Annotated in this window: 17 protein-coding genes; 10 read left to right on the forward strand and 7 right to left on the reverse strand. The window is 53.3% G+C overall.

The genetic code is table 11. From position 1 onward, the window contains the following. Positions 1 to 75: 75 nt before the first annotated feature. Positions 76 to 1,251 carry an ROK family transcriptional regulator gene (locus tag AC5S26_RS22500; RefSeq protein ID WP_494187196.1) on the reverse strand — a complete coding sequence of 392 codons (1,176 nt, stop codon included), beginning with the start codon at positions 1,249 to 1,251 and terminating at the stop codon, positions 76 to 78. Between the two features lie 323 nt (positions 1,252 to 1,574). Between AC5S26_RS22500 and AC5S26_RS22505 the strand changes: the two genes are divergently transcribed. The 7 genes from AC5S26_RS22505 (at position 1,575) to AC5S26_RS22535 (ending at position 10,566) form a co-directional block, all read left to right on the forward strand. Beyond that, positions 1,575 to 4,934: a TonB-dependent receptor gene (locus tag AC5S26_RS22505; RefSeq protein ID WP_494187197.1), complete on the forward strand. Its 3,360-nt coding sequence runs from the start codon at positions 1,575 to 1,577 to the stop codon at positions 4,932 to 4,934. 122 nt (positions 4,935 to 5,056) lie between these two features. After that, positions 5,057 to 6,283 carry a redoxin domain-containing protein gene (locus AC5S26_RS22510; RefSeq protein ID WP_494187198.1) on the forward strand — a complete coding sequence of 409 codons (1,227 nt, stop codon included), beginning with the start codon at positions 5,057 to 5,059 and terminating at the stop codon, positions 6,281 to 6,283. Positions 6,284 to 6,385: 102 nt separating this feature from the next. Further along, complete coding sequence (locus AC5S26_RS22515; protein WP_494187199.1) at positions 6,386 to 7,342, forward strand: VOC family protein; 957 nt, start codon at positions 6,386 to 6,388, stop codon at positions 7,340 to 7,342. A gap of 117 nt (positions 7,343 to 7,459) precedes the next feature. Further along, complete coding sequence (locus AC5S26_RS22520; protein ID WP_494187200.1) at positions 7,460 to 8,374, forward strand: sugar phosphate isomerase/epimerase family protein; 915 nt, start codon at positions 7,460 to 7,462, stop codon at positions 8,372 to 8,374. 51 nt (positions 8,375 to 8,425) lie between these two features. Further along, the gene (locus AC5S26_RS22525) at positions 8,426 to 8,791 is read left to right on the forward strand and encodes a 3-keto-disaccharide hydrolase (protein WP_494187201.1); all 366 of its coding nucleotides are present in this window, start codon (positions 8,426 to 8,428) and stop codon (positions 8,789 to 8,791) included. Further along, complete coding sequence (locus AC5S26_RS22530) at positions 8,788 to 9,135, forward strand: hypothetical protein (protein WP_494187202.1); 348 nt, start codon at positions 8,788 to 8,790, stop codon at positions 9,133 to 9,135. The genes AC5S26_RS22525 and AC5S26_RS22530 overlap by 4 nt, the downstream gene beginning before the upstream one ends. 525 nt (positions 9,136 to 9,660) lie before the next feature. After that, positions 9,661 to 10,566 (forward strand): sugar phosphate isomerase/epimerase family protein, encoded by a 906-nt coding sequence (locus AC5S26_RS22535; RefSeq protein ID WP_494187203.1) that lies wholly within the window; start codon positions 9,661 to 9,663, stop codon positions 10,564 to 10,566. A 291-nt stretch (positions 10,567 to 10,857) separates the two neighbouring features. On the opposite strand, the gene AC5S26_RS22540 is transcribed toward AC5S26_RS22535, so the two are convergent. Both AC5S26_RS22540 and AC5S26_RS22545 read right to left on the reverse strand, forming a co-directional pair. Then, complete coding sequence (locus AC5S26_RS22540) at positions 10,858 to 11,175, reverse strand: Gfo/Idh/MocA family protein (protein ID WP_494187596.1); 318 nt, start codon at positions 11,173 to 11,175, stop codon at positions 10,858 to 10,860. 199 nt (positions 11,176 to 11,374) lie between these two features. Beyond that, positions 11,375 to 12,433, reverse strand: coding sequence for a phosphotriesterase family protein (locus tag AC5S26_RS22545; protein ID WP_494187204.1), 1,059 nt, complete (start codon positions 12,431 to 12,433; stop codon positions 11,375 to 11,377). Between the two features lie 689 nt (positions 12,434 to 13,122). On the opposite strand from AC5S26_RS22545, the gene AC5S26_RS22550 reads away from it, so the two are divergent. Continuing rightward, on the forward strand, positions 13,123 to 14,058 hold the full coding sequence (locus tag AC5S26_RS22550) for a YqgE/AlgH family protein (protein WP_494187205.1): 936 nt from the start codon (positions 13,123 to 13,125) through the stop codon (positions 14,056 to 14,058). A gap of 144 nt (positions 14,059 to 14,202) precedes the next feature. Here AC5S26_RS22550 and AC5S26_RS22555 read toward each other — a convergent pair whose 3' ends face one another. Next, a complete protein-coding gene (locus tag AC5S26_RS22555; protein WP_494187206.1) occupies positions 14,203 to 16,149 on the reverse strand; it encodes a winged helix-turn-helix domain-containing tetratricopeptide repeat protein in 1,947 nt (648 codons plus the stop codon). A gap of 330 nt (positions 16,150 to 16,479) precedes the next feature. Here AC5S26_RS22555 and AC5S26_RS22560 point away from each other — a divergent pair, with 330 nt between their 5' ends. Together AC5S26_RS22560 and AC5S26_RS22565 are read left to right on the forward strand one after the other, a co-directional pair. Beyond that, positions 16,480 to 16,941 carry a hypothetical protein gene (locus AC5S26_RS22560; protein ID WP_494187207.1) on the forward strand — a complete coding sequence of 154 codons (462 nt, stop codon included), beginning with the start codon at positions 16,480 to 16,482 and terminating at the stop codon, positions 16,939 to 16,941. A 216-nt stretch (positions 16,942 to 17,157) separates the two neighbouring features. Further along, a complete protein-coding gene (locus AC5S26_RS22565; protein ID WP_494187208.1) occupies positions 17,158 to 17,562 on the forward strand; it encodes a hypothetical protein in 405 nt (134 codons plus the stop codon). Between the two features lie 720 nt (positions 17,563 to 18,282). Here the strand turns inward: AC5S26_RS22565 and AC5S26_RS22570 are convergent. The 3 genes from AC5S26_RS22570 to AC5S26_RS22580 form a co-directional block, all read right to left on the reverse strand. Then, a complete protein-coding gene (locus tag AC5S26_RS22570) occupies positions 18,283 to 18,732 on the reverse strand; it encodes a PIN domain-containing protein (protein WP_494187209.1) in 450 nt (149 codons plus the stop codon). Further along, a complete protein-coding gene (locus tag AC5S26_RS22575; RefSeq protein WP_494187210.1) occupies positions 18,708 to 18,971 on the reverse strand; it encodes a prevent-host-death protein in 264 nt (87 codons plus the stop codon). Before AC5S26_RS22575 ends, AC5S26_RS22570 begins: the two co-directional genes overlap by 25 nt. A 404-nt stretch (positions 18,972 to 19,375) precedes the next feature. Beyond that, complete coding sequence (locus AC5S26_RS22580; protein ID WP_494187211.1) at positions 19,376 to 20,602, reverse strand: PQQ-dependent sugar dehydrogenase; 1,227 nt, start codon at positions 20,600 to 20,602, stop codon at positions 19,376 to 19,378. Positions 20,603 to 20,705 lie beyond the last annotated feature (103 nt).

Below are 20,705 nucleotides of genomic sequence, written 5' to 3' on the forward strand. Positions count from 1 at the left end.
TGAGGAACAGGCTGCCGCCCTTCCGTCTCTGACCGCCACCCACTTCTACACCCCACTAGGTTCTGATCGATCGATCTAGGTAACACCTTCGCTCAGGATCAGAGCGGCGGCTGCACGCAAACGAGTGTTGTTACCGTTATCCGTGCAGCGAATAATTGGTATTGTTGCAATCGACTTGCGACGCAATTCCGTTTCGACGATCGGCCCGATAAGATTCCACTGAACAGCTAGGTCACCTACGACAACAATCTCTCGCGGCGCGAGTCCTGAAAGAAGTATTCGTATGCCCCTACCCAACTGGATCGCGCTGCGGGTTAAAGATTCCAAGGCATTGGCCTCCTTTTTGTCGGCACGGTCAAGCAACTGTTCAAATGTCTGCGCAGCATTTCGTCCAGTAAGTTCACGATGATAGCGGAGACTCGCTGTATTTGAGGCTAGCGTCTCCCAGCAGCCACGGTTGCCGCATGCACAAAGCTTTCCACCCTCGGTTTGAAGTTGTATGTGGCCAAATTCTCCGGCCATTCCATGATAGCCCCGCAGAATTTTTCCATTCACAAAGATACTGATTGCAATACCCTCAGAGACATTTACGATGACCAGTCCGTCGTTGGCGTCACTATTGCCTAGCCATATCTCCGCCAGTGCGCAGGCGTTCCCAACGTTATCCATTTGGACCGGCAAACCTGTTGCGGATTCGAGTTCCGCCTGAAGGTTCTCTACGGGCCACTTCAGTCGTGGGGCGAATATAGCACTGCTAGAACGGGGATTAATTCGCCCAGGAAGACAAATGCCTATTCCCACAAATGATTTTTCTTCATGCTCCGCTATAAGCGCATTGATGGAGTTGCATATAGATGCAACAGCTTTGCGCGGATGCCGAGGTGGAACGATTATCTTTTGTGTTCTGATTTTGCCGGAAAGATCGACCACGGCAGCGGTGATTCGCTCAGGATGAATATCGAGCGCAATGACGCTGCGCCGCTCATCGAGTTGAATGAGTATAGGTCGACGCCCCCTTGGGCTTTGACTAGCTGGCCCCTCAAATAACCATCCTTGGCTTATTAAGCCTTCAACAATGAGTGAGACGGTGCTTGCCTGCAAATTACTCTGACGCGCCAGGTCGGCCCGAGATATCGGCTGGGATGTGCGAACGAGATTGAAGATGAAATTCCGATTGATCTCCCTTGGCGTTCGATTTGTAGCGGGCTGCCTCTTCTCTCCGGCTCGATCTGTGGATGCATGTTTTCGCATATTAAGCATACTAACCAGCTGTTTCAATTCAAGACCTTAAAACTCATGGAGCCATGCCGCGACTTCAATGAAGTTCCGATTCCAATTCAGAATCGGGGTATTTTAGCGGGAAACTGGACGGCTTCGGTATCTCCTGACTGGGGAGGTCGGACAATTTCGATGGCACCTTATTTTCTTCTTGCCTTTTCTAGCAACTCCGAATTAAAGTGACCGGCGCTATAAGAACAACGGATTTTTTATCCTGGAGTTCTGAAGAGACCAAAGCGATTATGTCCCACGGAAGCCAGATGTCTGTTCGCAGCAGTACGATTTGGAGGCTAACGGTGAAAATTTTGCGAGGACAAGTACATCGCGCAACGTTGTTTTTGCTAATAATTACGGGGGCTTTACTTCCACAAATCGCTTTCTCGCAGCTATTGCAAGGCACACTCAATGGCACTGTTGCCGATGCTGGGCATGCATCAATTCCAGAGGCGACAGTGACGGTAGTCAACGACGCAACATCCGTCACACGTACTACAACAACGGGGGGAGGCGGAGACTTCTCCATCGTGACGTTGCAACCCGGGACTTACACCCTCACCGTATCGTCCTCAGGCTTTCAAGGCTATAAACAAACCGGCGTGGTGGTGAAGGCGAATGAGGTAGCTCATATTGACGTCGGACTTTCAGTCGGTGGCGTAACTCAGAGCATTACCGTTTCGTCACAGGCGGCAGCCCTTCAGACGGACCGTTCCGATGTGCACACTGATATAAGCGCAAATCAGCTCAGCAGTTTGCCTCTTGCGCTAGGGCGGAACTATCAGTTGGCTCTCGCCGTCGTAACCCCTGGCGTTTCACCGCCCCAAAGCAGCGGCTCGTTTAGTGCGAATCCAAGTCGCGCAGTCGGCTATTCGGTTAATGGCGTCAGCGCTGTTACCAATACAACACGCATCGACGGTACGAGTTCTACAGACTATAACGCTCCGGACAAACCGATGTATAGCCCTGCGTTAGAAGCTATCGAGAACATCAATGTAGTAACAAACTCTCCCGACGCAGAACAAGGGATAGCTGGCGGTGCAGCCGTCAATTTGACAACCAAGACCGGCACGGGGCAGTTACATGGCTCGATCTTCGAATACCATACCGATCAGCATTTGCTGGCTTATTCGTGGATCGGCAACAGCACACAACCCAAGCCAAAGTACATCAATAACCAGTTTGGCGGCACAATCGGCGGCCCTCTTAAAAAGGATAAGCTGTTTTATTTTCTGAGCTACCAGGGGACGTACGTCACTATCGGCACCACTCTCTTTGCACAAAACCCTACAGTGGCAATGAAAGCAGGAGATCTCTCGGCATCACCCACCCCTATTTATGATCCGGCAACGGGTAATCCGGATGGATCAGGTCGAACTCCTTTTCCTGGAAATAAAATCCCTGCGGCGCGTATAGACCCGGGCGTTCTATCTGTTTTGAACTTTGCTCCGTTACCTGATCCAAATACCCCAGGTACAGGAACTCTGGGGCTTGCACAGAACTACCGCAGCACAGGGAATAGCAGCTCTAAACAAGATCAGTTTGACACCAAACTGTTTTATAACGTGAACAACAAACTCAGTACTTTTGTTCGGTTCGGCCTCAATAAAGTGAGCTGGACTAATCCGCAGCAGTACGGCATGCTTGGCGGACCCGCGTATAGCCCTTCGAATACTGCCACCGGCACCGGCGTTGGGATGATTTACAGTGGCACAATTTCGGCAACGTATATCTTCACGCCTCATCTCATTGTCGATGCCAACTACGGCTATACACGCAATAACGCTGATGGAACACAGCAGTTACTCGACCAGAACCTCGGCTACACACTGCTTGGCATCCCGGGACTTCAGAGCAGCAATAAAGCTGAATGGGGACTGCCCGCGCTTGCGATTGATGGTTTCGGAGGGACGGCTGCAAATCTGCCGGAAGCGACAATCGGACCGGCCAACAACTTCCAGCCACAATTTCTTAGAAATGCCGAGAAGGAGTATGTAGGCAATCTAACCTTTGTCAAAGGCTCACATAATATTCGTGGAGGCCTTGATTTTACGCAGCAGCATGAAACCGAAATAGTGGAACAAGCCACGTTCTGCAACTTCTGCGCAGGCTCCGGCGGCTTTCAATTTTCACAGGGAACAACCCAACTTAAAGGTGGCCCTGCAGGCAACGACTACAACGCCTTTGCCTCATTCTTGCTAGGTCTCCCCTCAAATGCCGGTAAGGTCACCCTCATCCCTCCACAATATCGTGAATTTGCCCACATATTGGGAGCCTACGTACGTGATCAATGGCAGGTTAACCGAAAGCTTTCGCTCATCTTTGGAACACGTTGGACTTATTATCCTTTTGCAGATCGAGGTGATCGCGGCATGGAATATTTGGATGCAGCGTCCAATCGCATGATCATCTGCGGACTCAACGGCGTACCTAAAAACTGCGGTATTACAAAGAACAATAAGCGCTTTGAGCCGCGTGTCGGTGCCGCCTACAAAATAAACGATACGACTGTCTTGCGCGGAGGATTCGGATTGAGCACTGATCCTACAAACATCGGCGGAGTTCTAGGAAATCGGCAAAACTATCCAGACATCGTTGCATCAACTCTCACGGCACCAAATAGCTTTTCTTATGCCACGACACTTCGCATAGGACTGCCTCCAGTTGTCGCCCCCGACTATTCGTCGGGCAGCGTGGCAGTACCGAAGACAGCCGGCGTTTTCACCGTCGACAACAACACATTTGTACGCGGCTATATTGAATCGTTCAACGTAACTCTGGAGCAACAGATGAAAGGAGATTGGTTTACTTCTATTGCATATGTCGGCACACGATCGATCAATCCAATTTCAACGATTAATGCAAATTGGTCGCCTATTGGAACAGGTTCTGCTGGCCAGATACTAAACATACTCTCCGGCCGTACAGGCAGCACCAATACGATCGGTACCTTCGGAGATAGCAAGTATGACGCTCTACAGATGCGTGCGTCTCATGCCTTTGGTCGTGGGTATGGGGTAACTGCTACGTATACCTTCGCTAAGGGCATAGGTTACACCTCTCAAGTGGCCATTCCCAGCTTCTATTACTTGAATCGCGGTAATCTCTCCAGTCTTGCAAGACATACTGTGGGAGTTGCGCTAACGCTCTCGAGTCCTTTTGGAAAAAATGGCAAGTTCCTGCATGACGGAATTGGCAATATCCTCCTTCGAGGATGGCAGTTCCAGGCAATTTCTACACTACGTAGCGGCACGCCGTTCACTGTAACTGCCTCAAATACAACCTTAAATGCGATCGGGTCAAATCAATTTGCTGATTGTATAGGGCCACTGCGTAAGCTGCGGAGTGTCAATCAGTGGTACGACAAATCTGCTTTTGCCAATCCAACACCGGGACGATTCGGTACGTGCCCGACAAATAATTTGTGGGGTCCCGGCTTAATCAACGTAGACACCGGCTTGGCACGCACATTTCACCTATATGAGCGATTCAATCTGGAGGCACGGGGCCAACTGTTCAATACCTCTAACACACCTCATCATGCTAACCCGACCAGCAGCCTTACCAGCAGTGCATTCATGCAGGCCAGAGGAATAGCCAACTCCGGAAGAGATGGTATCGATCAAAGAACTGCACAATTCAGTCTAAGGCTAAGTTTCTGACATCGGGGCTGCGCTTTCGCTATTCAGCTCACATCGCTAGTTGATTTGCGTGAACTTTATTACGTAATGCACGCAATTCACCCAGATCAACAACCCGTGAGTTTCTACAAAGGGGTCTACCAATGAAGCAGAGAGATTGCTCGCAGCGAAAAACCATATCGGGCCACACACGCATCTGGATTCTGGTCGCATTCTGCGTGCTAGCGGTTCTAAATGCTCCGATCCGTCTGTTGGGGCAAGACGACAGTGTTCATACTGGAGCCGATGTTCCGCCAGTTCTGAAAATTGGAGCGCATGCTCCAGACTTCACGTTGCCCGGCGTAGATGGTAAGACCCACAGCCTGAAAGATTATTCAGCCAGTAAGGTTCTGGTTGTGATCTTCAGTTGTGATCATTGCCCAGTTGCGCAAATGTACGAGCATCGCATCAAGCAGCTGGTATCCGACTACAAAACTCGCAACGTTGCCGTAGTTGTGATCATGGGTAACGATCCGAAAGCAGTTCACTTCAGTGAAGAGGGATATACGGACGTAGGTGATTCGTTTGCGGACATGAAAATTCGCGCAGCGTACCGTAATTTCAACTACCCCTATCTTTATGACGGTGATACGCAGGCTATTGCTCTAAAGTATGGCCCAACAGCAACACCGCACGCGTTCGTCTTTGATCAGCGGCGAATTCTACAGTATGAGGGGCGACTCGATAATAACGCGCGCGAGCAGCTTGCTACAAAACATGAAGCACGTGACGCCATTGATGCTTTACTCGCGGATACTCCTGTTCACGTGCAAAGTACACCGGCTGTAGGCTGCTCGACAAAGTGGGCTTACAAGGAAAAAGGAGCAGCCAGCGAGATTGCCGCGGGCGACCAGAAACCAGTTACTGTAGAGCCCGTTTCAGTCGATGAGCTGAAAGCCCTACGTACTAATCAGGGCACAGGCAAACTCCTTCTCGTCAATTTCTGGGCAACATGGTGTGCGCCATGCATAGAAGAATTCCCGGAACTTCAGAAGATGGTACGAATGTATGCGAAACGCAAATTGGATATTGTGACGGTGAGCCTGAACAGCCCGGATGAGAAAGGCTTTGTGCTCGATTTTCTCCAGAAGCAACATGCCATCAATCGCAACCTTCAGTTCAGCGGTAACGATTCCGCAGATGCGGTGGCTGCATTTGGCCCTGACTGGAAGGGCGGATTGCCCTATACGGTTGTGATCGACACCAGCGGAAATGTTCTCTTCAAAACGCAGGGAGGGATGGATCCGTTAGCAGTAAAGCGCGCACTTCTGAAGAATCTTCCAGATGATAAATACAACGGCCAGCAAGCCTACTGGCAGAGCAGTTTCTGACCGGCCGACGGGGGCGGATCACAGCCGTGATCTGCTTCCGCATTACGTAACAGGTTTTTTATGGAAAGGAAACGAATGGGTATCTCGAATGTGGCTGCAGCAATGTCAAGATCCGCGCGAACAACCTTGACAGCCTTGCTGGTCGCCGGCGCGCTCTGTGCCAGATCTAACTCCAGCTTCGCACAAAGCACACCCCAGCGTCCCAAAATTCTTGGTCTCGCGCATATTGCTCTCTTCGCGCATGACATGGATCAATCACGTAAGTTCTACTCAGAATTTCTTGGGTTTGAAGAGGTCTACCCTCTGAAGAATCCAGACGGCTCACTTTCCATGTCCTTCTTCAAGGTCAACGATCATCAATACATCGAGCTGTCGCCTGAAAAGCAGCCAGACACTGATCGTCTGAGCCATATCTCATTCGAGACCGACAACATTGAAGCACTTCGCGCCTATCTTGCCTCCAAAGGTGTGAAGGTGCCGGATCAGGCGAAGCCGGTACGAGTAGGCAATCTTGCCTTCAATATCACCGATCCGGCGGGACATACCGTGGAGATGGTTCAGTACATGCCGGAGGGTGAAACAGAAAAAAATTACGGTAAGCATTTGGGGCCAAACCGGATCTCAACTCACATGACCCATGTCGGCATCATCGTGAGCGACTTGGAACCTGAGTACAAATTTTATACCGAGGTGCTTGGCTTCAAGGAGACATGGCGAGGAAGCTCAAATGGAACGGTGCTTTCGTGGATCAATCTGAAGGCGCCGGACAGCGATGATTATGTCGAATTAATGCTGAATAAGCCCGAGCCTGCGCCGACAAAACGCGGCACTGCGCATCACCTGTGTCTCGTAGTCCCGAATGTCAACCAGGCTGTTGCAAAGTTGAAGGCGACCTCCTACATGAAGGGCTACGGCAAGGACATCGACATTCATCTGGGTAAGAACCGTAAGCAGCAGGCTAATCTCTTCGACCCGGATGGAACGAGGACTGAAGTCATGGAGCCCACGACGCTCGATGGCAAGCCCACGCCGCCATCGAGCGCGCCGCCACCGCAGTAGCCATAAATGGTTCTTACAGGAGTGGCCGCGACCCTCGAGGGGAGTAGCGGCTCGCAGCACTTCGTGGTATCAAGCTTCCATATTGGTCAGGGAAACGGGGAAATTCCATTGCCACTCATGACAGATCGCAGACAGTTTCTTCTTCGGCCTGGGGCTGCGTTCGCGCTGCCCGGTTCTGTCGGCATGCCTTCCGCGGCTCAGGCAGTCCCGGCCAATGGGAAGACTGCGCGCCTGATGTCAGGACTTTGTGCTTTTTCATTCGGCCCGCTCTTCGCGGGTGGGGAGCTTAGCCTTGAATCCTTTTTCGACCGCGCAATTGAGCTCAAAGCTCAGGCGGTCGACATTACAACGTATTACCTTAAAAATGTCGATCGCTTGTATCTAACCCACTTACGAAACCTCGCATTTCGCAATGGAGTGCCAATCGCAGGGGCCGCATGCAAAGCCAGCTTGCTTCTTCTAGGGAGTGAAACACAGGAAAGCTCGCTCACAGAGATGAAAAAGTGGATCGATGTTGCAGAGGCGCTGGGGGCGCCTCACCTGCGTGTCTTTCCTGGAAAGGCGCCTGCCGGGGCATCGAAGGCCGAAAGCATCAACACCTTGGTTGAAGCATTTAAGCGGGCAGCAGATTATGCAGGGTCGAAGGGAATCATCCTCGGCATGGAAAATCAAAATGGTCTGGCTGACAACTCAGAGACCTGCTTGGAAATTATCGGGCGGGTAAATTCGCCATTTGCAGGTCTCACGCTGGATATCACTCACTTTGCCCGCACCGCTTCACGCGATTACTACAGTCAGATCGCTGCATGTATTCCTGTCGCGACGCAGACGCATCTTCGAAATGGGAACTTCGACGACGGAAGTCCAATCGACCTGGAACGTATCGGCCGCATCTTCGCTGAAGCGGGATACCGGGGCTATATGTCTGCGGAATATGAAAGTAGCGGGAGAAGTAGAACCCAGATTATGACGGATGTCCCCATTCTCATGGCTGAAATCCGACGCTTGTGCGCTACCTATTCCAACGTGTAAGAAAGTGAGCCAGCGATGGAAACACGCTATAGAAGAAGACAGGTTCTACAGATGTCGGCCAAAGTCATTGCAGGCTGCATGGTAGCTCGCATCGCCGGGGCGGAGGCCTCCGCCCTGAAATCTGATCACGGCTTTACCTCGCTCTTTGACGGAAAAACGCTTAATGGTTGGACGTCTAAGGCGCGCCTCGCCAACCAGCCGTCACTCGGTGTCTGGAGGGTGGAAGACAGCGCCATCGTGGGCGGCCAAGATCGTGCAGGTGTGGGTTTGTGTCTCGTATCTGATCGCACCTTCAGCGATTTCGAGTTGGAGATTGAAGCGCGGCCAGACTGGCCGGCAGAGCGAGACGCGAGCGGGCGCGTGACGCGACTGATATCAGGAAACCGCAACAACCCAATGACGCGGGGCACCTGGTGAAACCTGATTACATGGTTTCCGCCGAAGATCTGCTGAAGGTGTGGAAACTTAACGATTGGAAACCGGTTCCGCATCAGTTCTGTGGGTGCGGTACCCACGCTCACTACATGGGTTATAACGACTTGAAGGTGTCGGAGTTGGTGACGTCAAAGATGGCCGCTTCGGACTGGGATCCCAACAAAGTCGTGGATATGGTAGGACGCGCGGGTCATATCTCGCTTGAAGTGCATAACAACGCCCCCGGAGATTGGCTCGGCAATGATCGATCTCTACTGGTTACCGGGTTTCTTACATGCAAGATTTGGACTCACGCTAACTTCCATGCCGCTGCTGGTCGTCTATAACTTCTGCACGGTTGGCAGTATTGCAGGGAGGGTGGCTGCCAGCGCGCCTCATCGGGAGGGGGTGGACGGTAAATCGTGCACGGAAGACCTCAATATTGCTTTATGCCTTGCTTATCACTCCGATCACTATGATCGGGCACGCCCATTCCGTGGCCTCCGCAGCGGCTCTCATCAGTCTGGCAACAGCAGCACATCAAGCATGGTCTGCCAACCTCTTCACTCTTGTCTCCGATATGTTCCCGCGCAGGGCAGTGGCCTCGGTCGTTGGCATTGGTGCCTGTGGCGGCTCAGTATCGATGATGTTCTGTGGACTTTTCATCGGCTTCATATTTACGTTAACCCGCGGCAACTATGCGCCGGAATTTGCTCTTGCGGGGTCTGGCATACCTGGTGGCGATCGTAGCCATCCACTTACTTGTTCCACGGCTTGAAATCGTTTCGCTGGACGCCCGACTCACCAATATTAGAAATCCCATTGAGTAGAACAATTCACGAAATACACCACGTATAGAGGGGAATAATGAAATGAGTTCAAACCTAACACGTCGTAGCTTTGTCACTGCTGCTGGCGCCTTCACTGCAGCATCCGCTCTTCCAGATATGGCGTCAGGCCAACGTCTGCGGCATCTCCGCTATGGCTACGCAGCTATGACATGGGGAGACAACGAACGTCAAGCAATAGAGGATATTGCTGCGGTCGGTTATCCTGGCATCCAGTTCCGTGCCAACGCCGTGAAGGATTTCACCGTGACCGAGCTGAAAGACCTCTTGGCAAAGCACAACCTTGGGTTTGTGGCGCTTTCAAGCGGCACCATCTCATTGGAGCAACCCGAAGGTCCCCAGATCGAAGCTCACATGGTCAATGCGAAGTTTGCGAAGGCAGCCGGCGCCCAGTATCTGCAGATTCTTGACGTGCTAAAGGGCCATCCGCGCACCGCAACACCAGACGAATGCAAGCGGCTCGGCAAGATGTTGAACAACCTTGGAAAACAGACTGCAGACATCGGTCTCTTACTCGGGTATCACAATCACCTGAACACGCTGAGTGAAATGCCCGGAAATCTTGAACAGATTCTGGACAATAGCGACCCGGCGTACGTGAAGCTTGAGCTTGATACGGCGCATATCACTGCAGGAGGTGGTGATCCGGGCAAAGAGATACGGAAGTATCGTGACCGCTTACTTTTTATGCATCTCAAAGATGTCCGTCCTATTCCGCTGAAGCCGGGCGCGAATTATCCGTTTCAATTCGTCGAACTCGGCAAGGGAACTGTCGACTTCGCAGGAACATTTGCCGCATTGGATGCCATCAACTACAAGGGATGGGCCGTCGTGGAGTTGGATCGAGAACCCGACGACAGCAAGACGCCGAAGCAATCCGCGCAAATCAGTAAGGATTTTTTGGTACAGAAAATGGGCGTGAAGGTCTAGCTATGGCATTTGGTTGTAAGCAAGGAAAGTGCGACGGGAAGCGTCGCGCTTTCCTGCGTATCTGGCCCGCTGCATCTTCCGGTTAGAATTCAGCCCGGATGGTGACGGGCTGTTCCTTTCAGCAGGAATCGCACAGGCCGGTCACTACCTGCAGGGCGCGGAAACCATCCATCCCTGAGCACATGGGTTCTCGCCCTTCGTTACATGCTTGCGCGAAGTCCTGGAATTGGCGCTCGAAAGGGAAAATCGAAATCGCCATCGGGTCCGATGCTCCGGACGAGGCCTTTGACATTAGCGGTGGCGGGTCTCCAACGTCGTTTTCCACGTCCCAGGTCGTGAGCTTGTCGCCAGTGATGATGGCGGTGCCTTTGGTTCCGTGTAGCTCGAGACGTTCCGGATATCCCACAGTGACGTGGAGGCTTCTATCACTCCAATCGCCCCGTTTGCGTACCGGAACGTTCCCACCAGCGCATCTTCCGACTCAATCGAGTGCGTGGCCCCTAATCTCCATTCTCCAAAGACTCGCGCCACAGGTCCGACAAGATGGAGCAGCAGATCCACCTGATGGATCGCTTGATTGATGAGCGCGCCGCCCCCTCTCTTGCCCAGCTTCCTTTAATCGGACGGCTGTAATATTCGTCAGACCGATGCCACTTCACATATGCATCGGCCTGTCGCCTAGAGATAGATCCTTCTCAGGTTGGCGAACCGTCGGCGATCCGGAAGATAGCCCAGATTGCCTCTTCCGCGAAGTTCGGGACGGCACCAAGCTTGCGGCTCTTTCATCTAAGCATCGCTTCGCGGGACCTTACATGGTGCGCTCTCGGCGAAGACGGGTAGCAAATGCGTTGGCCGGGTTTTCTACCGTGAGTTTTCGAATAGTTGCTTCGTTGATACCATCGTTATGCAAAGCGGGCAGGAACACATCGGCCATGTAATTGAAGTCGCGAACATCTCCTCCATTTTGCTGGCCGACCCAGTACCAACCGCTGTCCTGTGAGAGGAGCAGGCGGCTGGCATGTTTCTCCGTCATGGCATGGACCAGCTTGAGGTGCGATTCGAGTGGCTGCCTGCCGATCCCGTCGAAGGAGACCCACGCGCCAAGTGCGGCCACCGCTCGGTTGATCGGCAGCCCATGGCCGTCAGAATGAGCAACGATAAAGCGGCCTGGATCGGCTCTTTCTTCGATGAAGATCTTCGTCGCTGCTAAGCCTGCCGGCCCACCTCCGGTGTGACAGGTCACAGCTAAATTGGTCCGTCGAGACGCACGCGCAGAAGCCCGCACGAGTTTTTCATCAATGGGCGAAAGCCGATCCGCGCTACCTTTGATCTCATCGATACCGATCTTGATGAAGCCAGGCTTCACCCTGGTGTCTTCAATGCCATGTACTACCTCCTCCACCCAGAGGTTAGCGAGCTGATCCGGCGTTGCGCTATAAGCGTGATTCGGCACAAATTTGTCGTCCGCACCACCGTAATAGCCGGTGTTCGTGACGATATGCAGCCCGGTTTCCTGGGCCAAATGCTTCAACACTCGCGGATCGCGTCCGATGTAGGCCGGTGTGCAGTCGACGAATCCCGTCACCCCACGTTCCTTCAACTGCATGAGCAAGGGCAGCATCCGTTTGACCACGGCTTCAACCTCCCAGCGATGTCGGTTGGTTTGCGCTACGCCGATGAAATCACACATGACGTGCTCGTGAACAAGGGTGACCCCTAGTTTGGAGGATGGGATTGGGCCAAGAACCGTCTGAACAAACATGTCCGGAGCTTGGGAGGTCGGGAGCGCATTGGCCGATGCGGCAACAGTCAACAACGCGGCGTCCCGCAGAAATGCCCGCCGCGTCAGAGCCAGGGACTGTGTCATGGTGATCTTGTGCCTCGAAGAAAGACCCTCGCATCGGACTTGTAAGCAGAAAATTGAACCGGTTCCAAATTAAAGCAGGAGCGGTCAATATCAGCAACGAGCGGCGTACGACTCCGCTCGGTATCTACGGTAAAACCTCGACGTAGGAGGAACAATACATTAAAAGAAGAGTCTCCGCTCACCCTGCTTGCACTGAAGCCGTTTACTTCGATCGAGGAGACGGCAAGTCGTCCACTTGTAAATGAGTCTGCGATGTTGGAGGAAAGGACGGTTATACCGGCTACCTAAAATAGGGCGGATCGGTAAGTAGCCCGCAGCTGGGTTTTCGAAGGCGTAACACCATTCCTACCGGATTACCGCCCAACCGGGTATTAGCTTTCGTTAAATGCCGGTTGGCCGACAACACTCTCGCGATCCCGATTTTATCCTCAATAGGTGAGGTCTGCGGCCCCCATGCGCCTTAATCCTGAGCAGCTTGCGGTTCGGTACTATTATGATGATCTATAGTATTGAAAGCTTCCGCGAATTGCCGTCGACGCGCTCGAAGAGGGCTATGACGGCCCTGCATTAAGGTCCTGACGTGCCAGAAGGTTCGAGGTCCAGAGTGATCGGAAAGCGGAGACAACAGAAATCCCGGGTCGGACCTCCAGAAAAATTCGGATAATCTCCTTTTGGGAAGGATACCGATCATGTCGCTACGCAAAGGGTTGCTGTTCGCAATGCTGTTCGCGATCGTTGCCTTGGCGGAGCCCGGAAGGGTCAACGTTTACAAGGCGGAATTTAATGTGCCGAAGCCGAATACGTTGTTGCGCGCTCCTGCGCCTGCCGCTCCTGCATTGTCTTGGTACGGCAGCTGGCCGGCAAACAAGCCAAGTCGATGGCTCAAGGCATTCCGCAGGAAAGGCGGATTGCTGCCGGCGTCACTTCTTCCAATTCAATTCAAGAGCCCCAAAGATTTGGGTACCGGAAAGGTGCTCGTCGCGAGCCGCGGCCTCGGCGACCCGCGTTTCGCGGGAACAGTAATCCTGCTAGTTCACTACGATGATAATGGCGTAGTCGGACTATTTCTCAACCAGCGCACCGATGTGCCACTTTCTCAAGTTCTTGATCTCAAGGCCGCGAAAGACCGCTCCGACCCGGTCTATATCGGGGGTCCTATGAAACCTTCGGCTGCATTTGCACTTATTCAGTCCTCGGCCAAGATCGAAAAAGCTGAGAGCATCTTCGGTGGTGTTTATTTGATCTCCGATAAAGGCCTCTTCGAAAAAACAATTTCGGCCCGGCCTGACCCTAACGTTTTTCACGTTTACCTAGGATATGCCGGATGGACGCAAGACCAATTACGGACCGAGGTGCGATTGGGCGCGTGGTTCGTTTTTCCGCCAGACACCGCCACAATATTTAATTCCGATCCGGATGCTTTGTGGTTGCAGATGATTCGGAAGACAGAGTTGCGATTGGCGAAGACTGAGCCCCTTCGTAGAAATCTCCCAGCTAGTAAAGTTGTTTTGATAAATCCCGAGGTCATTCACCAAGCCGATGGTCGACTACTCGGACAGAACCTCTTTGCAGGCCAATGTCCGGTTATTCGGCCACTTGCCGAAGACATAGATCGAGCCGAATAGCTCGATCAGTGACTCGCCTGCTCTCATCAACTGATGAATCCTGACAGTAATTCATAGGAGGTACCTTAAATGGCCTTTTTCAGGGATGGTCCGCACAAGCGGAAACGCGGCTTCCCCTTCGGGCTCAAGGGAAAGCAGGACCTACTAGTGATAGAAAGGAATGCTTCGGAATATACTTTCGAAGTGTGGATCGCGGCGAATGAAGTCGAACCGTTCGTCCAGCAACTCCACTGCAACATGTGAGTGCTGCCGGTAGGCCTCATCGAGCCAGCGCAATGTCTCTTCGTGGTTCTTCAATCCAGCGTAGATATTTGTGTATGCAGTGGGTGAAACGTACTCGCCCTTCGCACGTTTGTTCTCTAGCTTCAGTAGTTCTCTAAGTAGGTCAACGGGCAGCGCTTCGGCGGCGGCTTTCGTATAGCCGGACAATGGATACTGCTGTTTGAATTTGGCAGCGATATCCGGCTCGCCTCCAACGATATAGGCCTCCCCCAACTCCGTGGCAGCGCGCTCTAATTGACCACTTTTCTCGAGCGCCTCGGCAAGCCTGAACCGCAAGTTCGAACGGGCCGGATCCAACTCAATTGCGGCCTGAAATTGTTCAATTGATTCCTTAAAATTGCCTACACGCAGGAGACGGTCCGCGTAATGTCCGAGAGTATGAAAGGATACCGGGTCCAGCCTGGCCGCAAGCTGGATCTGCCTGAGCGAGTCGGTCTTACGGCCCCTTTGCAGCAGCATGACTGAATACCATCTATAGACAAACGAGTTACTCGGATTACTTGTGATAGCTCGTTGCAGCTCAGCTTCACCTTCAGGCCAGTTCCAGTCGCGCTGGCCCAGCACATAGGCGTGAGCCGCATGAGCCTCCCCGTTCTGTTTATCCAGACTGAACGCCTTTTCCACCGCCTTGCTTGCCTGGGCAAAGGCGACATCGGGAGGCAAAGCCTGCTGAAATTCCAGGAGGCAATAGGTCTTGGCGATGCCAGCATAGGCAGCAGCGTAATCTGGCTCAATGGCTGCGGCGCGTTCAAAGTGTCGCAGGGCCGGCCTAAGCTCGAACCTCCCCCAGAAATACTGCCCTTTCAAATATTCCTCATAGGCTTCGGGGGCGATCGGGCGTGGAGAGCCAATTGGGGTGCGCGTCGTCGCAGGAGCGCGCAGGTGAGCCGCAAGGTCTGCTGCAACCTTTATCACGAGTTGGCGGCCATTACTCATGTCTCCGTCGTAGGACTGTGACCATAAGGATTTGTCGCGGGCGCCGTCGATCAGATGAACGGTCATTCTCAACCGGTCTCCAGTTCGGTTGAGAGCCCCTTCTACGACTGCATCGACTCCCAGTTCGCGAGCTATCACAGGCATGGGTTTTTGTTTGCCTTTGTAGACCATCGCGGAGGTGCGTGAGATAACGGGCACGCCGGTAGCCTGGGCCAGTTCCGTAATGAGTTCGTCGGTAACCCCGTCCGATAGATAGTCCTGCGCACTGTCTCCGGACAGATTCGTGAGCGGCAATAGCACTACTGAATGGAAATCTGCCGGTTTGGACTTGTGCTTGAGTATCAGCAACCCAAAAAAGAACAGAAACAGAGCTACCACAATGGTGAATAGTGAGATCGCCCATGGTCTGAGTCGCTTCCAGCGGCTTATAGGGACTTGTAGGACGTCCTCGTGTATAGGCGTGGTGTCCGCCGTCTCCGACTCCAGTGCCGTACTTTCCAATACGGGGGAAGCGAGAACGCTTCGCGACGGTAAGACGTGACGAGTTTCGGCTATGAAACGGTAGCCCTTCTTGGGCAAAGTTTCGATAAAGCGCGGTGAATCGGAGGGATCTCCGAGTGCGTCACGGATTCGGCGGATGCAGTTGTTGAGACCGTGGTCGAAGTCGACAAAGGTGTCTTCAGGCCAGAGCGCGACTCGTAGTTCTTCTCGGCTGACTAAATGACCACTGCGACGAACCAGCATGACCAGCAGGTCGGCAGGCTGTACGGACAGTCGAATCCTACGACCGTCTCTGAAGAGCTCACCGCTTGCGGTCTCCAGCTCGAACGAGCCAAATGCTATCCGATCCGCGGACGGTGTCTCTGGCAACATGGCGTCCCTGCATGTTGGCTTAGGTTATCACTGTCCAAAGGGTTCCAAAGAGAATCTTCGGTGGTGGAGCGGGCGGAAGATCTTCGACTGATAAAGCGACGGTTGCGACCGCATATTTTTGTGAGGTTTTTTCTATCGCCTGGGGATTGCCCTTGTCCAATAAAACTGCGCATTTATTCGATAGCGGATACGATCCTGGCACCCGAAGGAAACGGCATCGGAGCGAGAAGCATAGAGCTGCGAGGAGTGTTCAAAGGAGGACGGAACTTATTAGCCAACTGTCGGATAGCCAGCAGTTACGAACCTGGCATTCCAAAAGGAAATCAAGTCATGAAAAACACACAGCTTACTTCCATCCATATTTCCAAATTTATCGCTTGTGCACTGACGATCGGTTCGGTTGCGCTGACCCAACCCGTTTCAGCCCAGAGCGGCGTGGCCCTGATCCAAGTGACCATTCCTTTCCCCTTCCAGACGGCACTCCAAACATGGCCCGCCGGGAAGTACCGAATTGCTAAGGAATCAAGGGACTTAATCATGTTGCGAGGACCCGGCAATGCTTCAGGGTTTGTGAGTACGAGTAATGCGATTAAATCACGTGCTGTTGACCACGGAACCATCGTCTTCCATCGCGTGGGAGATAAATTTTTCCTGCGGCAAATTTGGACGACAGGAAGCATCAATGGCCTAGAATGCCCGACTAGCCACGCCGAGAAAGCGAGCCTGTTGGCCGCAAACCAGCAAGCACCAAGCTCGACAGAAGTGGCAATCAACGGCGTACCCGAACACTGAACCTAGGCAGCCGGCTGAGCGCGAACTAAGCCAGCTGCTTAATTTGTTTGGGGCGACCACCCGCGAGATGAAAAGGAGAAGTGTATGCGAGAGTCCTTGGTACAGAGAGGTAGAATGATTTTCCCAATAATCGCTGTACTTAGCATCCTCGCTGGGGCAGCTACACCGGATCTAATTGCCCAAGATAGGGCTGCCGAAGCGCTTCACGAGTATAGCGTGGGAAGTATTCGAGGAGACTATGCCGTCGTCAATAACTACGGAGCCAACTTGGCGCTTGGCGTAGGAACGGTGCACTTCGATGGAATTGGAACGCTTCAAGGAACCCTCCTCCTGAACAGGCCAACATCTACAGGAGCTAGAGAACTCGTGCCACTAACTTTCACAGGAACATACAGCGTGAATGGAGACGGGACGGGAACCATTCTTTTGATAGTGACATTGCCAGACGGTTCGATAAGAACCGCAACAGAAGACTTCGTAGTCACGCGGACCGAGGTGATTCACCGAACTCCTGTCGCGACCGACATCGTCGCCGAACAACGTGAACCCAGTCTTGTACTCGAAAACGGGATATTCGTGACGCAACATTACACGAGACGCGGGGAAGAGCGGAAGGATTAGCACAATTTCATCTGCTCTTTTGGCACCTAGCCAGTTCGCTGCCGAACAATATGTAAGCCCCTCTGGGATTCGTTTCAGAGGGGCTCCGATCTATCATTACTCCCCCTGCCCTCACGTCGAACAGATCGTGGGGACCTCAGTACGTAGAACAGTATCCTTTCGATCTGAGTTGCGTCATGGAACCATGGGAGTGTCTGTCGAATGCCTGATCGGAGATCGTCCCATCTACGTTTGGATCACGGACCACCAAGGAATGATCCTCAGTTGCCGATAGAGGGGCCGGTCTCTCATTGAGCTGTTCAGATCGATCCTTGCCTTCGGCAAGGTGCCAAAGAACCGGCAATTGAATCGATACGGCCTTTCAATGAGCGCTAAATCGCCCAATGCGCTCACCCACCGACAATGGAACGCGAGCCACCTGGCCGAATAGTCGGCTTTCCGGACAAATGACCCTTGGCTCAACTGTTGCCTTCAGGGCTTAGCGCTCATCGAGACGGGGTGAACATCAAAGGCAGAATTGTGAGCCAGAGGTTAGTCCCGAGGCAATTAGGTCTGAATGAAACAAGGCAAGCTCGTCCTGGTGACGACTGAGGCCTACGAACAAGGCATCAATCAGATCATGTGGCTTATGAGGCCGAGCAAGCTCGCTGCGATTTCGACGGCCGGAATAAAGATTGACCCGAAAAGGTTCTGGACAAGTCACCTAGTAGTGGTCTTTCATCATTGCCCGCGAAGATAGAACTCAACGGTTTGGGTCGTCCATGTGGCGACTCCAGTCCCGAAAAAATCCCGATCTTCGGTCCAGATGGGGCAGTCGAACAGCAGGGAAGTCTCGACGATGGGCCAGTCCGCTGGATCTCTCAGGGCAATGCGATTCCGTGCAAACTCTTCGTGTTCTTCGTAGAGAGTTCGATCCACCATTTCCACGACGTTCGCCAACTGATCGAGTACCCGAATTCCAGCACTGGGATCGAAGCCGCGACGGTTGGCCAGATCGGGGATGTACTTCCTCGCATCTTCAAAGCAGATATCGGGGCTGTAAAAAGCAACGATATCTTCGTATCTTTCGAGCAGAGAGAGAACTTTAGTCCCGAGGATGCCCCGCAGCAGAATATTGGCGTCGAGTACCAGACGTTTCCTGGCCGTTACTTCTGTTTCTTCGATCGCCATTCCCGAAAGTCCTTGATCGCCTCGTCTTCGGAGACTCCCTCAGTGGCGAGGACCTCGTGCCACCGCGAAGACGCTTCCTGGAGCGCAGCGCGCTCGGTATCACTGCGCTTGCGACGGGCCGGTATGTAGTATCCGACCGTATCGCCATGTCGCGTAATGGCTACGGGCACGTCGGATTCGAGCAGATAGCTGGCAAGTTTATCGCGGAACTCCCGAATACCGACCTTTTGTGTTTCCATGAAAACTCCTTGCGTACCGTTGTGTACGCAAGTGTACCACTTGCAACTGAATCAGAGCCTTAGCGAAGCGATAAGGAGGAGGGCTCAGTGCTTAGCTCTGTCCACGACCAGGTTTCCAGAGGCGGTTGGGGATAACCTTTCGCGCGCCCGCCGAAGAGTTACCTCGTCTCAAGACTTCACCAAATTCTTCACCGAATTGTGCGCCGAAAGGGCTCCAATAAGCGCTCTAGTCCCCTCGGTTCAGGGGCTGGCGAGAAGGCGGCCTGCGGGACTGATCGATAATTTTTTTGCGTTGAAGTAAGGGGTGCGATACGAACACAATTTCCCGGGCTCACCATTGGTATGGATGGTGGGCCCGAGAATCGATCTTGTGTGCCATGAGACGTCACTCTAGCTTCAGAAGTTTATGGTTTTTTTGGCGTCACGCGGAATAGACCACCGGTCCTGGAATCTTCGAGCATCCACAGTGCGCCATCGGGACCAACTTCGACGTCGCGGATTCGGTGGCCGACATCCCAGCGTTCGGCAGGCTTGGCGCCGCCCTGGCCGTCGAAGGTGATGCGATCGAGTGTCTTCGTCGCCAGGCCGCTTGCGAGGGCAGAGCCTTTCCACTGCGGGAACATCGCGCCGTTATAGAAGATGAGATTGCCTGGAGCGATGACCGGAGTCCAATAGATGACGGGCTTGGTCAGATCAGGTCGCGTATCCGGACTGGGAATAGGCACGCCGTTGTAGTTGGTCGCGTAGGAGACCAGCGGCCAGCCATAGTTCTTGCCGGGTTCGATTAAATTCAACTCATCGCCGCCCTTCGGGCCATGCTCAAGCTCCCACAACCGGCCGTCAGGCGCGAAGGCCAGGCCGTAGGGCGTACGGTGTCCGCTGCTCCAGGTCTCCGCCGGGGTCAGATTGCCTCCCGGGAAGGTATAGGTCTTCACGACTGGCGCAGTCTTCGCAGCTTCAGTATCTGCGGGTGGTTCGATCACAGGAACGCTGGGTGTACCCTTCTTCCCGGCCATCGGATTTCCTTTTGCAGGCTTGCCATCCAACGTGAGGCGCAGAATCTTGCCGAGCGGCTGGTTAGGATCCTGAGCGGGCGTCATACGCTGCCGGTCGCCAACTGCAAGGAACAGATAACGGCCATCCGGGGAAAAAGCTATCTGTGCGCCGAACTGTCCACCATCGCCCCTCTCCCCGTCGCGCCAGATCACCTTGAGTCCTTCGAGGCTCGCTGAATCCTGGCTGACCTTTAGCTGTGCCTTTGCAAGCGCCAGGCTCGAACCGCCTTCGCCCGGCTCCGAATAGGTGAGGTAGACGCTGTGATCCTTGGCATAGTGCGGCGAGAGAAAAACGCCCAGCATGCCGCCTTGTCCTCTATAAAAGGAGGCTGGTACATTCGCGACGGGTGTCTTGGCCCCCTGCGGAGTGACCAATACCATACCGCCAACCTTCTCGGTGATCAGCATACGTCCGTCGGGCAGAAAAGCAATCCGCCAGGGCAGATTGAGAGTTGTTACCTGGACCATGTCGAAAGGCAGGCTAGCCTCGGGCTTCTGCTCGCCTGCATTAATCTGTGCATCTACTTGGGTCGCCGCCAGAGCAAGAAATAGCCCCGCGATCACTAACTGTTTCATCTAGTCTTCCCTCTATCCGTATGAATTGGTCGGGCGTCAGCAAACCTTACATCATCTTTTCTTCGCGGTGTTCTTCGTTACTGCTGCACCCTATCGTGGATCC

The organism is Edaphobacter sp. FHG110511_03, assembly GCF_059115365.1.